Below are 13515 nucleotides of genomic sequence, written 5' to 3' on the forward strand. Positions count from 1 at the left end.
CTCTCAAAAAGACCGGAACGAAACCGAGGCAAGTCCACTACGTAAGTCCGAGAACATGCTTTCCATGGTCTCTGAGCTCGCCTTTGGGACCGACATATCGGTAGAGAGTGACGCGCTCGATGCCGAGTTCCTTGCAGAGATCGGAAACTGAAGTATCGCGCTGGGCCATGGCGGCTTGCGCGAGACGCACCTGAGCTTTGGTGAGCGCGAATTTTCGTCCGCCCTTGCGACCGCGCGCTCTCGCGGAGGCGAGACCCGCCATGGTGCGCTCTCGGATCAGATCCCGCTCGAACTCGGCCAAGGTGCCGAAGATTCCGAACACCATGCGACCGGACGCAGTCGTGGTGTCGATCTGAGCGCCCTTTCCAGTCAGAACCCGCAGGCCGATCTTGCGGTCTGACAGCTCCTTCACCGTGTTGACCAGATGGGCAAGCGATCGTCCGAGGCGATCGAGCTTCCAGACCACCAGCACATCGCCGTCACGCAATGACTTGAGGCAGGCAGTCAAGCCAGGGCGATCATCACGACCGCCGGAAGCAAGATCATCATAGATATTGTCCCGTTCGACACCTGCGGCGCGCAAGGCGTCGTGCTGCAGGTCGAGAGACTGCGAGCCATCGGCTTTGGAGACGCGGGCATATCCGATCAGCATGTATCACAAACGTTGGTTTGAGGCGGCGCTTCGGCCACGATTGCATTGACCTCTGGAAATGTATCTCAACCAGCTTCATAAACAAAGCGTCTTGAACGCTATCAGATTTTGAAAAAGGAACATGTATGCCGCGTCGCGTCACTCTAACCGATCGGCAGAAAGACGCGCTGTTGCGCTTGCCGACTTCACAGACGGATTTGCTCAAGCACTATACGCTGAGTGATGAAGACCTTGGGCATATCAGGCTGCGTCGGCGCGCTCACAACAGGTTCGGCTTCGCCCTGCAATTGTGTGTCCTGCGCTATCCCGGCCGGGTGCTGGCTCCAGGCGAACTGATCCCTGCAGAGGTCATCGAATTTATCGGAGCGCAGCTTGGCCTGGGTGCCGACGATCTCGTAGACTATGCTGCCCGCGAGGAAACACGGCACGAGCATCTTGCCGAGTTACGGGGGCTCTACGGCTTCCGCACCTTCTCCGGACGTGGTGCGAGCGAGCTGAAGGAATGGTTGTTCCGAGAAGCCGAGATGGCGGTGTCGAACGAGGATATCGCCCGTCGCTTCGTAGCCGAGTGCCGACGCACCCGCACTGTCCTTCCCGCGACATCCACGATCGAGCGGCTTTGTGCCGCGGCTCTCGTCGATGCCGAGCGACGCATCGAGACGAGGATCGCCAGTCGGCTGCCTATGTCGATCCGAGAACAGTTGCTGGCATTGCTCGAGGAGACGGCTGATGATCGGGTGACCCGTTTTGTGTGGCTGCGCCAGTTCGAGCCTGGCTCGAACTCTTCGTCGGCCAACCGGCTGCTCGACCGGCTCGAATATCTGCAACGCATCGATCTCCCCGAGGATCTGCTTGCCGGCGTTCCTGCCCATCGGGTGACTCGTCTGCGCAGGCAGGGTGAACGGTATTATGCCGACGGCATGCGCGATCTCCCGGAGGACAGGCGGCTTGCGATCTTGGCTGTTTGCGTCTCGGAATGGCAGGCGATGTTGGCCGACGCAGTGGTCGAAACCCACGACCGGATCGTCGGCCGTCTCTACCGTGCTTCGGAGCGTATTTGCCATGCAAAGGTCGCAGACGAAGCGGGGGTGGTGCGTGACACCCTGAAATCCTTCGCCGAGATCGGGGGCGCCCTGGTCGATGCACAGGATGATGGCCAGCCGCTGGGCGATGTCATCGCGAGTGGGTCAGGGTGGGACGGCTTAAAAACCCTTGTTGCAATGGCAACCAGGCTGACCGCCACCATGGCCGACGATCCGCTCAATCATGTGCTCGACGGTTATCACCGCTTCCGCCGATACGCTCCACGCATGTTGCGCCTGCTCGATCTGCGAGCTGCGCCCGTTGCACTGCCGCTTCTGGAAGCGGTGACGGCCCTTCGTACCGGTTTGAACGATGCCGCGATGACCAGCTTCTTGCGGCCCAGCTCGAAATGGCATCGCCACCTTCGGGCCCAGAGGGCTGGCGACGCTCGCCTATGGGAGATCGCGGTGCTGTTCCATCTGCGCGATGCGTTCCGCTCCGGAGATGTCTGGCTTACTAGGTCCCGGCGCTATGGCGATCTGAAACACGCACTCGTTCCGGCACAATCCATCGCGGAAGGCGGTCGTCTCGCTGTGCCATTGCGGCCGGAGGAATGGCTGGCAGACCGGCAAGCTCGCCTCGACATGCGGTTGCGCGAGCTTGGCCGTGCCGCTCGCGCAGGCACGATCCCGGGCGGGTCGATTGAAAACGGCGTTCTGCATATCGAGAAACTCGAAGCCGCCGCGCCGACAGGCGCCGAAGATCTGGTGCTCGATCTCTACAAGCAGATCCCGCCCACGCGCATCACCGATCTCCTGCTGGAGGTGGATGCGGCGACCGGCTTCACCGAAGCGTTCACCCATCTGCGCACAGGAGCACCCTGCGCTGACCGGATCGGGCTAATGAACGTTATCTTGGCGGAAGGGATCAACCTCGGCTTGCGCAAAATGGCGGATGCGACAAACACCCACACCTTCTGGGAATTGATCCGCATTGGACGGTGGCATGTCGAGGGCGAAGCCTATGACCGGGCGCTGGCCATGGTGGTCGAGGCACAGGCAGCGTTACCCATGGCCCGGTTCTGGGGCATGGGCACGTCGGCTTCGAGCGACGGACAGTTCTTCGTCGCTACAGAGCAAGGTGAGGCCATGAACCTGGTCAACGCGAAATATGGCAATACCCCGGGCCTGAAAGCCTATAGCCACGTCTCCGACCAATATGCGCCGTTCGCAACCCAGGTGATTCCTGCAACGGCAAGCGAAGCGCCTTACATCCTCGATGGCCTGCTGATGAACGATGCTGGACGCCATATCCGCGAGCAGTTCACCGACACGGGCGGCTTCACCGATCACGTCTTTGCCGCATGTGCCATTCTCGGCTACCGGTTCGCTCCGCGCATCCGCGACCTGCCATCCAAACGGCTCTACGCGTTCAATCCGTCGGCCGCCCCGGCGCACCTGCGAGCGTTGATCGGCGGAAAGGTCAACCAAGCCATGATCGAGCGCAATTGGCCCGACATCCTGCGCATCGCCGCCACCATTGCTGCCGGTACCGTCGCGCCAAGCCAGATTCTGCGGAAACTCGCCTCCTATCCGCGGCAGAACGAGCTCGCGACAGCCCTGCGGGAAGTCGGTCGCGTCGAGCGCACCCTGTTCATGATCGACTGGATTCTGGATGCCGAACTCCAACGGCGTGCCCAGATCGGGCTCAACACAGCAGCGACATCAGGTCCATCGGCTTGATGTCCCCGTCGGCCGCGGCGGCCGCGACCACGTCGGAGATGAGGTCGCGGTCGTCGCCGAGCTCCTCATACTGCTTGTCGGCGAGGGTGTCCGCGATGGTGAAGTTCTCACCGATCGGGGTGTCCGCCGACACGGGAGCGGGCGTGGTGATCGCTCGCACGGTGTCCGGCCGGAGGCCGGTCATCTTGGCGAGCTCTGCCACCGACGGCTCGGAGCCGTGGCGCTCGATCCAGGCCTTGCGTGCCGTCTCGACCTTCGGTCGGTGCGACCACAGGGCGTACGACAGGCCGGACTCGTTGTTCGCCACGGCGCGCTGGACGGCGCCGCGGATGAACACGCGCGAGTAGCCACCGAAGGTGGACTTCGCCGGGTCCCAGCCCGTCGCGCCGACGAGGTACAGACCTCGGTCGATCGCGTCCTGGTAGGCCCGCACGGACTCGCGGTAGGCGACGACGTCCGCCTCCTCCTCGAGGTCCTCCGGCTCCTTGCCGGCGGCGGCGTGGTCGGCCGCAGCCTGGTCAGCCTCGGCGACGCGAGCGAGCAGCTCGGCGCTGGCCGTGTCGGCGGGGTTCGTCCTCCAACTGACCTGGTGCATCAGCGTCGGGTCGGTGCCGGCGAAGGCTTCCCACAGCGCCATCATGGCGACCTGCTCGTAGTCCGAGGTCAGGCTGCCGGCGTGGGCGAGGAAGTCCTTCGCGCCGGACATGGCGAGCTTGCGGTTCTTCACCAGGAAGCTGGTGCAGATCTCCTCCATGCGGAGCTTGGCGGAGTCGCGCTCGGTCTCGCTGTCGGAGGTGGAGTAGTCGAGAGCGGCCTGCAGCCACTCCTGACGCATCCGCGCGTTGACGGCGTGCACCGACTCGTCTCCGGGGTTGGTGAGAGTGCCCGTTCCGCCAGCGGCGGTCACGGGGCTTTCGTTGTCGGTCACGGACGGCACCGTGGGCGCGGCGGAACAGCGGAACAGTCCTCGCCGCGCCAAGGAACTTCGCCACCCTGACGATCGCTCAGCGAGGGCTCGTTGCGGTGGGTGGCGGCCTCGCCCCGCGTCCGCACAGTCCGCGGCATGGTGGAGGACTTCCTCGCGGGCCTGTTCCCGCACCCGATCGCGGCCGTCGTTGCGGCGGCCCTGGCAGCGCTGGCGTCGATCCCGCTCGTGTCGTTCGCGGCACGTCGCACCCTCAAGCAGCCCGTCGCACTGGCGCTCGAGGCCGAGGGCCTGCTCCTCGCCGGCGTGCTCGGAGACCTGCGCAGGTGGCCCTACGTCGCCCAGGTCCGCGCAACCGACTTCGCGGCCGCCCACCACCACGACATCTGGGAAGCGCTCGTCCGCGCGCTCGGCGAGAACGGCGTCATCGGCGAGAACGCAGACGCCGACGACTGCGCCCGCATCGGCGAACAGCTCGCCCCGCACCGGAGCGAGGTCCTCGACCAGGTCCGGCACCTCCTCGCCACCGCGAGCTCGCAGCCGGCGCTCAACCTGGCCCGCTTCGAGGAGCTCGTCGCCGGAGTTGAGCTGTCAGCGGACGTGACCGCCAGCAGCGATGCTCTCGACGTCGCCACCGTCACCGCGGCCGAGGAAGTCATCGCGTGCGGCAACGACCGCAACCGCCTCTCCGGGTCCGGCCTCGTCGTGCCGACCGCCAACCCGAACTCCACCTCGACCGACGACCCGCCCCTGGCGCGCGCCGCCACCCCCACGACCCGGCTGCGGGGCGCGGTCACCGCACTCGTCTGCGCGGCCGGCGCGGCGCTCATCCCGGGCTGGCTGACCGTCTTCCCGGTCACCGGTGCGGCTTGGGTCTTCGCCCTCGTCTCCCTGGTGGCGCTCGGCGCGATGTCGGTCGCAGTCTCGCTAGTCGACCTCGACACCCTCTACATCGACGTCCCCGTGTGGGCCGCCGGCACCGGCCTCGCATGGGCCGCAGCGATCGCCTCAGCGCTGGCCGCTGGCGACCCGGGCCGCATCCTCGCCGGACTGATGATGGTCGCGATCATCGGGATCTCGCTGGAGGGCACGAACCTGCTGTTCCGCCTCGTCCGCGGGATGGACGGCCAGGGCTTCGGCGACACCCTGCTCATCATCGCGACCGTCGGGGTGCCGCCCGTCCTGGCATCCGACTACCGCGTCGGGTTCTGGTCGGTGTTCGCCGGCCTCGTCATCGGCGGCCTCGGCTGGTTCGCCGCGCGCCTGGCCGGCCGCGTGCACCGCAAGGAGCCGTTCGCGTTCGGGCCCTGGCTCAGCGTCGGCTGGGTCGTGGCCTGCTGCTGGCTGGTCTACGACTCGGTGTTCATGCTCGCGATGCGCTGACCGTCGCGGCACTTCGAGGCACGCACCAGCTCCGTGAGCGCCTCCGTGAGCACCTCAGTGAGCGCCTCCGTGAGCAGTGCCTCCCTTGGTAGGGGTTGGCCCGCTCGGCGGGGCCCGCACGGTCTCTGGAACCACAAACCAGAGCCGCACACTGCGGACCGACTCTTCGGAGGAATCATGAAGAAGCTCGCTCTCCTGCCCGTCGCCGTCATCGCTGCCATCACGTTCGCCGCCCCGGCCAACGCCGACGCGCCGGTGTCGTCGTCGCAGCGTGTCGCGGTGAACGCGTCCGACGCGGCCAAGGTCCGGATGACCGTTGTACCAAGCGACGAACTCGCGTGCAGGCACGCAGCCGTCGAGGTCCTCCCCCTCGACCCCGAGCCTGCGGTCGTCCGAGGCGCCCGCTGCCCAGATGACGGCGTGGTGCGAGTCGAGCAGCTCCTCGACCGTGAGGTCCTTGCCAATCTCGACGTTGAGATAACAGTGAACATTGGCGCGGCGGAACACCGAGGCGAAGCGCTGGGTAATCAGCTTCGTGCTGTCGTGGTCCGGTGCCACACCGGCGCGGACCAGGCCGAACGGTGTGGGCAGGCGGTCGAAGACCGAGACCTGAACTCCTTCGATCTCGCAAAGCTCAGCCGCCGCGTAGGACCCGGCTGGTCCTGTGCCGACCACGGCGACTCGCACCTCCGATCCCGCCGGCAGCGCCCGCCGGTGTCGGTCTGGCGGCGGCGAGGCCTCGATCGGATTGTCAGCGAAGTACTCGGCGTTGATGGCTAGGTGATCACCCAGCTGGTTGGGCAGGTCCCACTCCCCGTGGATCGCGTCGACGGGGCACTCGTCCATGCAAGCGCCGCAATCGATACACGTCGCCGGGTCGATGTAGAGCTGCTCGGCCGTCGTGAAGTCCGGGTCTCCGGGTCTTGGACGGATGCACTGCACCGGGCAGACGGGGATGCAGGAACTGTCGTTGCAGCAACCGCCGGTGATGACGAATGTCACGGGCCGTCCTTTCTTAACAACCAAGTGGCCTGAGGCCCGAAATGTCCGCCGTGCGAGTCAGATGGATCTCCCGTGGCCCGCTACACGCGCGATCGTGGGCACACCACACACTCATCCCAGAGCGGCGGTCTCCCACACGCAATCCGTAGACTTCTAATGGCCTTACCGAGTACAGGCGGCCCGAGCCGCTTGCGGAAAGACATGGCAAGCTCGGGCATCGCGTGACGGCTGCGGCGGAGCCGATCGTCGGTCTAACCAGCGTTGATGAACGGCGAGACGGGGCGGGTTGCTCCCACAGCGGCCTCGATGACCTCAGCGACTTGCATCGCTTGATCGTCGTGGAAGGCCGCAGCGATGCATTGGACACCAACAGGCATACCCTTTGCGAGGCCCCCGAAGGTCACAGCCGCCGGAAGACCTAGAACGTTGGCAGGCACGATCGGCCCACAGTTATCCACAGTGTCCGCAACCGACTTCAAGTCCCAGTCGTGCTCGAACGCGACATCAAGCCACGTGGGCGCGATAATCACCGGGTACTCTTGGAAAAAGTCGTTCCAGACCCTGCTCATCCGACGACGCCGCACAAACAGGTCGATGTACCCGGGAAGGTCAAGCGGGGCCGCGAGGTCGACAAAGTCGCTCAGGAACTGGCGTCCCGCAGGGCCCATCGGTTCGGTTATGAGATCCTGAAGAACATTGACTTCGGTCATCAGGAAGTCGAGCCAAATCTGCCTCGTCTCTAAATACTCGGGAGCATCGATCTCGTCGACTTCGTAGCCAGCCGCGGCCACCGCCTCCCCTGCCTTGCGAACCACAGAGGACACCTCTGGGTCTGTTGGTGCTCCAGGAGGCGCCGCCATGACGGCGACTTTGAACGGCTGGTTGGAATCGGCGCGGTACAGCGGAACGTCAACCGAGTAGGGGTCGCGTGGGTGAGCACCGCTCATGATCTCCATGCCCAGCCGAACGTCCGCCACCTGACGCGCCATGGGGCCGTGCACCAACATCATTTGGAAGGAGAGCGGGCCGTCAGGCGGCAGGATTGAGTCCGCCCACGGAATACGGCCGGGGGTGGGCTTCAGAGTCGAGATGCCGCAGCAATGCGCAGGATTCCGCAGAGAACCAACGAGATCATTCCCGACTCCCAGCGCCGACATGCCAGATGCGAGGGCGGCGCCCTCGCCGCCTGACGATCCGCCAGCCGTGCGCCCCGGATGCCATGGGTTTCTCGTGAGTCCATGCAGCGTGCTGTCGGTCGTCATGCGCATGCCCATGTCCGACATGTTCGTTCGACCGACAACTATGGCGCCTTCCCCCAAGAGTCGATCCACTAGAGGCGTGTTCATAGGCGGGTAGAAGTCTTTGAAAGCGGGTACGGCGTCCGAGGTCGCCGAACCGACGAGGTCAATATTCACCTTGAGGGTGATCGGGACGCCATGAAGTCTGCCCAGCTGGTCTGGCTCCGTTCGAGTCTTCTCATCAGCGATGCGGGCAGACTGCCGGGCATCATCCGCCAGCACGACGGCAATGGCGTTGAGCTCCGGATTCACGTCCTCGATCCGCTGAAGATGTGCTTCTACGACCTCGGTCGCTGAGACGACTTTGGAGCGAACCAATCCGGCAAGCTCGGTAGCACTCTTTGACCACAACTGATCTGACATGACTTCCCCTTGGGTGGCGTTACGACTCAACTGACGATCGTCCGTCGATGGCTCTACGCTAGGTCTCCGCAGCTTCCTCGTCTGTGGTTTCAACGCACATGATCTCCACCACCACAGTGCACGGTGCACACTCTGCAGGCTCCCCGGCGCCGCTCCTCGTCGGTCGAGTCACACCGCGTGGCACTGGTCTCCCGCTGGGTCGGACGGCCTGACCTGCACGTCGCGAACACTGTTGCACCCGGTCCCTCAGTCCGCCTTGTCAAATCGAAACATTTCTGCTTTCTCATCGCGGTCTAGACCGTATGGGGTGACCGCTCAGACTCGCTGAGTGGTTGCGGGCCGGGGCCTTACTCACACATGTTCGTGGGTTACCGAGCAGGGGCCACCTGGCGTTCGACGCCAGCGTCCTCGGCATGCAGCCGACCAAGGCCAAGGGCCCCGCCAAGTGCGGCACCCTGACCCTCGCGCTCGACGGCATCAAGAAGGGCACCAAGGACAAGGGCAAGTCCAAGGGCAAGAACAAGGGGAAGACCGGCGCCCACTACGTGGGCTCGATCGTCCACGAGGGCCGCGGCCTGACCCCCTACACCAACGTCACCGAGCCCCCCGCGGTGGCCGAGGACAACATCAACCTCCCCTGAGCCAACGGCTCGGACCCCGCACCACCACGAGACCCCAGCTTCTGCTGGGGTCTCGTTGCGTTCCGGAGCGGGGCAGGGCGAGAGCCGCCCCGTCAGCCAACGAGAGCGGCGAGAACGTCCAGTGGGCCGGCGCCATCGGTCAGCGCAGGTGCGGACGACTGCTTGCGCCTCCCGGACCGCGCCCTGCCGGTGCTGCGTCCGGCGTTGAGCTCGGGATGCAGGTCGGGGTGCAGTGCTGCGTGCAGGAGGTGATCGCCGGCGTTCTCGATGACGGGGACCATCGCGTGCACCTGGTCGGTCGCCGAGCCCAGTCGAGCTGCGCGGGCGGTGCGCTGCACCATCGCTGCAGCCTTGGGCGGCACGTCCAGGTGCACGACCGCGTCAGCGACCTGCAGGTTCAAGCCCAGGTGCCCGGCGCCGGAGAGCAGCAGCACCTTGATGTCGCCGGTGGTGAACGCTGCCGCGGCACCCTGCTGGTCCGCGGCCGAGGTGGCTCCGGTGATGGAAGCGCAGGCGATGCCGTGCGCGCGCAGCTCAGCGGCGACCTCATCCAGCGCGGAGGGGAAGTCGGAGAACACGAGGGTGGGGGAGTCCACTCGTCCGCGGATCCACGACACCACCCAGCCGACCTTCCCCGTCTCACCGGCCGCAGCCAGTTCCGAGTTCAGGTCTGCCTCGTCGGCCTCGAGCTGATCGCGCAGACGACGGCCCAGCGGATGGCGAGACTCCAGCAGCGCCCGCGGTGACGCGAGGCCGAGGCGCCAGGAGTCGAGGAGCCTACGAGCCTCCAGCGCGGACGGCTTGGCTCGTCCGAGGAGCTCGACGGACATCTTCGCGGCCGCCTCGTCGATGAGAGTCTCGAGCCGGCCGGCGGGGCAGGTGACCACGGTGTCGTGGACCTGCGGCAGCTGCTTGCCGAGGGAGTCGTTGCCGGCGTACACGAGCTGGCCGACCGCAGGCCGCCAGTCCGCGGGCAGGCTTACCTCGGCGAACAGGTCGGCCTCGCCGCGCGCGAACGCAAGGAGGCGGCCGACCCCTTCGGGTCCGTGCTGGTCCGGGGTCCCGGACATCGGCATCGCGTGCCGGGCGTGACGTCGTAGCCACCACGTCGCCTCCGTGCGCAGCGACGAGGCCGCGCTGAGGTAGACGGCCTCGTCGACGACGAGGTCGTCGATCGGGGCGGGAGCGAACTCGCCGTACACGCCGGCCAGGAGTGCGGGGGTGGCGATGACGACGCGCTTGCCCGGCTGGTCGGCGGATTCCGCGAGGGCCGAGGCCAGCTCGTGCGCGTTGGGCGGGCAGACGACGGAGACCGCAGGGCAGAAGATGCCGAGCTCACGGGTCCACTGGGCACGCAGGACCTTGGGAGCGATCACCACGCCGAGGTAGCGGGTGCCGCTGGCGGCGTGCTCGGCCATGGCGGCGGACGCGCACACCGTCTTGCCGGTGCCCGGGGGAAGGGAGTTCACCATGCCGGGTCCGGAGGCAAGGAACGCATCGACGAAGGCGTCCTGCCACGGGTGCAGGCGCTCGCGCGCAGCGACCGGGGTCGGAGCGGACAGGATGCGGTGGACAGCTGCGGCCTGCGTCACTGCGGGGGAGACGGCAACCTGGGGGAGCGGCCCGCGGCCTGCGTAGCTCGTGGAGCGCGCGGGAAGCCAGGCAGTAGCGGTGGCAGCAGGGACCGGGCCGGCCGGTGGGCGCTGGAGGTCGCGACCGGTGTTGATGAGCGCGAGACCGGGGGCACCGGGAGCGGCCGTGATGGTCGCGCCGGAGTCGACTCGCTGCCACATCTCCTCGAGCCGAGCAGGGCTTCCGGTCGTGAGGATGAGGCGCTGCTGCAGCGCCGCGTCGGAGATCGCGTCGGCGTCGCTGGGTGTCAGGTCGAGCGTGGTGGTCCGTGCAGAGCCGCGGCCGACGGGTTCACCGATGGGCCATCCGCGTACGAGGGGGCCGTCGAGTGCGATGTCGAGGTGCAGGGTGCGGCGACTGCTGGCGATGACGATGCGCATGCCGGCCATGCGGTCGGGTCGGCGCTTGCCGGCGTCGAGCGGCGGGAGGTGTCCGACCAGGGGAGCGAGTGCCTGCTCAAGAGTGGTGCCCTTCGCTGTCGTCCACGTGGACGACGGGGTAAGGGCGAGCGCCCGAGCGACCTGAGGGAGGTCAGCGTGTGCGAGCTCGACGGTGTAGACGCCGTCGTTGCGACGAGCGCCGGCCGCGATCAGCAGTGAGTGGATGCTGGGGTGGGGGAGAGCGGTGAGGCGGACGCACGAGCGCAGCAGGCTGGCGGGGTCGCGCATGGTGTCCACGTCCGGCGCTTCGAGGTTCAGCACCATCGGCGGGACAGTGCCGGGGCGGTGCGTGCGTGCGATGTCGCGAAGCCAGCTGCGTGCGAGTACCTGCCTGCTCACTGAGCCGCCTTCCTGTTGGTCCGGTGCGACTCTCGAGCTCGTCCTCGACAGTCGTCTCGGCGCCCGCGGTGGGGGCCGTTGCAGGGCACCGTGCCTCTCGCGCCGAGTCCCGCAAACGGCAGGACGGCAGATCCGCGGAACTTCTTCGACCGGGACGGGTTCGCGCGTGGGAAGCGGTCGGCTCGAGTGCGTTGCAGCGGCTGGCGGGCACAGTGGAGGGCGTCGGGCATCCGGGCCCGCACGACACGGCAAGGAGACAGGTGTGACGTTCGAGCAGGTGCAGGGAGACTTGTTCGCCCAGCGCGACGTCGCAGCGATCGGTCACGGCGTGAACTGCCGAGGCGTCATGGGCCGAGGCATCGCCGTGGAGTTCCGTCGCCGGTTCTCCGACATGTTCGACAGCTACCGCGAGGAGTGCCTCGCCAAGCGCCTGCGCCCCGGGATGCTGTTCCCCTGGCCCCTGCCGAACGGCAGGTGGGTGTACAACCTGGCCTCCCAGGACGAGCCAGGCCGCAACGCCACCGATGAGGCGTTGGAGTCAGCGCTGATCGCGGTCCTCGAGCATTCTCGCGCTCACGAGGTGGCCTCGGTCGCGCTGCCGCTCATCGGGGCGGGGATCGGTGGCATGACGCCGCGGACGACGATCGCGACGATGGAACGCGTCGCCGGACCGAGCCCGGTCCTCGTGCGTCTCGTCATCCAGCCGCGTCGCTGACGGTCGACGTGGCCAGCTGCTGGTCACCAGACGCGGGACATGTAGGCCACGCCCGAAGGAGCTGCGGCCGGCTGCATCGACCGTGCGGGGGCGGCCGCTGCAGCCACAGCTCCTACCGCGGCCGCAGCCGCCACGGCGGCAGCCGGGACGGCGACGGGAGCGAGGATGGGCTCGTACGGCCAGCCATCCGGGGAGGCCTCGATGACCTCGATGGACTCGCAGCTGGGCCAGATGACGTCGAGCGGGTCCTTGGAGCCGACGTAGATGACGCGGTCGTTCAGACCCGCGGTGGCCTTCCCGGCAGCGTCGTCCATGTCGTCGCAGCGGATGACGTCCGGGGACCCGTCGTTGGTGAGGTAGACGATGTCGTCTCCCTCCTCGGGGAAGACCTTGTCGGCGCCGGTGCCGACGTAGACGATGTCGTTGCCCTCGTCGCCGGTGATGTCGTCGTCTCCGGGGCCGTCGACCAGCGTGTCGTTGCCGGGGTCGCCGTCGAGCTCGTCGTTGCCGACGCCACCGTCGATGTAGTCGTCGCCATCGCCGCCTGAGACGTGGTCGTTGCCGTCCTCGCCGTAGACGCGGTCGTTGCCGGGTCCGCCGAGGAGGCCGCCGGGACCGGGCTTGCCGTTCGCGCCGACGTGGTTCTTGAACGGCGGGAGGTTGTCGTCACCCGGACCGCCGTAGATGACGTCGTCACCGTCGGAGCCCGTGAGGGTGTCGCGGCCGTCCTCGCCGTAGATGACGTCGTTGCCGCCGAACGCGTCGGCGATGTCGTCGCCGGGGCCGCCCCAGAGCTGGTCGTTCCCGAGGTGGCCGAACAGCTTGTCGTTGCCGACCTCGCCGTAGAGCAGGTCGTCCTCGGTGCCGCCGGAGAGCTCGTCGTTCCCGGTGCCGCCGTAGAGAGTGTCGTTCTCCTGGCCGCCGGCGAGGTTGTCGTGTCCGGCTCCGCCGATGAGCTTGTCGGCTCCGGGCTGGCCTTCGAGGGTGTCGCGGCCGGCGCCGCCGTCGAGGGTGTCGTCGCCGTTGTTGCCCTGAAGCAGGTCGGCACCACCGCGGCCCTTGATGAGGTCGTTGCCGTCCCAGCCGGTGATGTGGTTGGCCTTGCCGTTGCCGAGCAGGACGTCGTCCCCGCGGGTGGCCTTCATCGCCTTGCTCGTCTTCGGAGCCTTCTTCCCGGGCTTCGGCTTGGCAGCGTTCTTGCTCGTGTCCTTCGCGGCGGCAGCGGCCGGCTTGTTCGGCTTGACCGCCGCGGTGGCGGGAAGAGCGCACACGAGCGCAGCGACGGTGACGACGGACGCGGCGAGAGCGGTGCGGCGGACAGGACGGGTCGGGCGGGCGGAGGAGGAGCGCATGCTTCTAC

Annotated in this window: 9 protein-coding genes and 1 pseudogene; 4 read left to right on the forward strand and 6 right to left on the reverse strand. The window is 67.0% G+C overall.

Going from position 1 to position 13515, the window contains the following annotated elements:
- Window positions 1-37 precede the first annotated feature (37 nt).
- Window positions 38-652 (reverse strand): recombinase family protein, encoded by a 615-nt coding sequence (locus tag HMI59_RS22790; RefSeq protein WP_193593888.1) that lies wholly within the window; start codon window positions 650-652, stop codon window positions 38-40.
- A 125-nt stretch (window positions 653-777) separates the two neighbouring features.
- On the opposite strand from HMI59_RS22790, the pseudogene HMI59_RS22795 reads away from it, so the two are divergent.
- Window positions 778-3387 (forward strand): annotated as a pseudogene (locus HMI59_RS22795) (Tn3 family transposase); the annotation flags it as partial.
- Here the strand turns inward: HMI59_RS22795 and HMI59_RS22800 are convergent.
- Entirely contained in the window at window positions 3383-4252 is an 870-nt protein-coding gene (locus HMI59_RS22800; RefSeq protein ID WP_370583599.1) for a sigma-70 domain-containing protein, read from the reverse strand. The pseudogene HMI59_RS22795 and the gene HMI59_RS22800 overlap by 5 nt on opposite strands.
- A 228-nt stretch (window positions 4253-4480) precedes the next feature.
- Here HMI59_RS22800 and HMI59_RS22805 point away from each other — a divergent pair, with 228 nt between their 5' ends.
- A complete protein-coding gene (locus HMI59_RS22805; protein ID WP_193593890.1) occupies window positions 4481-5725 on the forward strand; it encodes an A24 family peptidase in 1245 nt (414 codons plus the stop codon).
- Window positions 5726-5779: 54 nt separating this feature from the next.
- On the opposite strand, the gene HMI59_RS22810 is transcribed toward HMI59_RS22805, so the two are convergent.
- The gene (locus HMI59_RS22810) at window positions 5780-6727 is read right to left on the reverse strand and encodes a 4Fe-4S binding protein (protein ID WP_193593891.1); all 948 of its coding nucleotides are present in this window, start codon (window positions 6725-6727) and stop codon (window positions 5780-5782) included.
- 251 nt (window positions 6728-6978) lie between these two features.
- Window positions 6979-8388, reverse strand: coding sequence for an amidase (locus HMI59_RS22815; protein WP_193593892.1), 1410 nt, complete (start codon window positions 8386-8388; stop codon window positions 6979-6981).
- A 413-nt stretch (window positions 8389-8801) separates the two neighbouring features.
- Between HMI59_RS22815 and HMI59_RS22820 the strand changes: the two genes are divergently transcribed.
- Window positions 8802-9029, forward strand: a complete 228-nt coding sequence (locus HMI59_RS22820) for a hypothetical protein (protein WP_193593893.1) — start codon at window positions 8802-8804, stop codon at window positions 9027-9029.
- Window positions 9030-9121: 92 nt separating this feature from the next.
- Here HMI59_RS22820 and HMI59_RS22825 read toward each other — a convergent pair whose 3' ends face one another.
- The gene (locus HMI59_RS22825; protein ID WP_193593894.1) at window positions 9122-11440 is read right to left on the reverse strand and encodes a DEAD/DEAH box helicase; all 2319 of its coding nucleotides are present in this window, start codon (window positions 11438-11440) and stop codon (window positions 9122-9124) included.
- 262 nt (window positions 11441-11702) lie between these two features.
- On the opposite strand from HMI59_RS22825, the gene HMI59_RS22830 reads away from it, so the two are divergent.
- The gene (locus tag HMI59_RS22830; protein WP_193593895.1) at window positions 11703-12155 is read left to right on the forward strand and encodes a macro domain-containing protein; all 453 of its coding nucleotides are present in this window, start codon (window positions 11703-11705) and stop codon (window positions 12153-12155) included.
- Window positions 12156-12178: 23 nt separating this feature from the next.
- Here the strand turns inward: HMI59_RS22830 and HMI59_RS22835 are convergent, their stop codons facing one another.
- A complete protein-coding gene (locus tag HMI59_RS22835) occupies window positions 12179-13507 on the reverse strand; it encodes a calcium-binding protein (protein WP_193593896.1) in 1329 nt (442 codons plus the stop codon).
- Window positions 13508-13515 lie beyond the last annotated feature (8 nt).

This window comes from Paenarthrobacter sp. YJN-5 (genome assembly GCF_015040095.1).
Lineage (GTDB): Bacteria > Actinomycetota > Actinomycetes > Actinomycetales > Micrococcaceae > Arthrobacter > Arthrobacter ureafaciens.

Bases quoted from the DNA above. Each gene is read 5' to 3' on its own strand.
- HMI59_RS22790 (WP_193593888.1), bottom strand. From the start codon at position 652: ATGCTGATCGGATATGCCCGCGTCTCCAAAGCCGATGGCTCGCAGTCT.
- HMI59_RS22805 (WP_193593890.1), top strand. From the start codon at position 4,481: ATGGTGGAGGACTTCCTCGCGGGCCTGTTCCCGCACCCGATCGCGGCC.
- HMI59_RS22820 (WP_193593893.1), top strand. From the start codon at position 8,802: ATGCAGCCGACCAAGGCCAAGGGCCCCGCCAAGTGCGGCACCCTGACC.
- HMI59_RS22800 (WP_370583599.1), bottom strand. From the start codon at position 4,252: ATGCGTCAGGAGTGGCTGCAGGCCGCTCTCGACTACTCCACCTCCGAC.
- HMI59_RS22835 (WP_193593896.1), bottom strand. From the start codon at position 13,507: ATGCGCTCCTCCTCCGCCCGCCCGACCCGTCCTGTCCGCCGCACCGCT.
- HMI59_RS22815 (WP_193593892.1), bottom strand. From the start codon at position 8,388: ATGTCAGATCAGTTGTGGTCAAAGAGTGCTACCGAGCTTGCCGGATTG.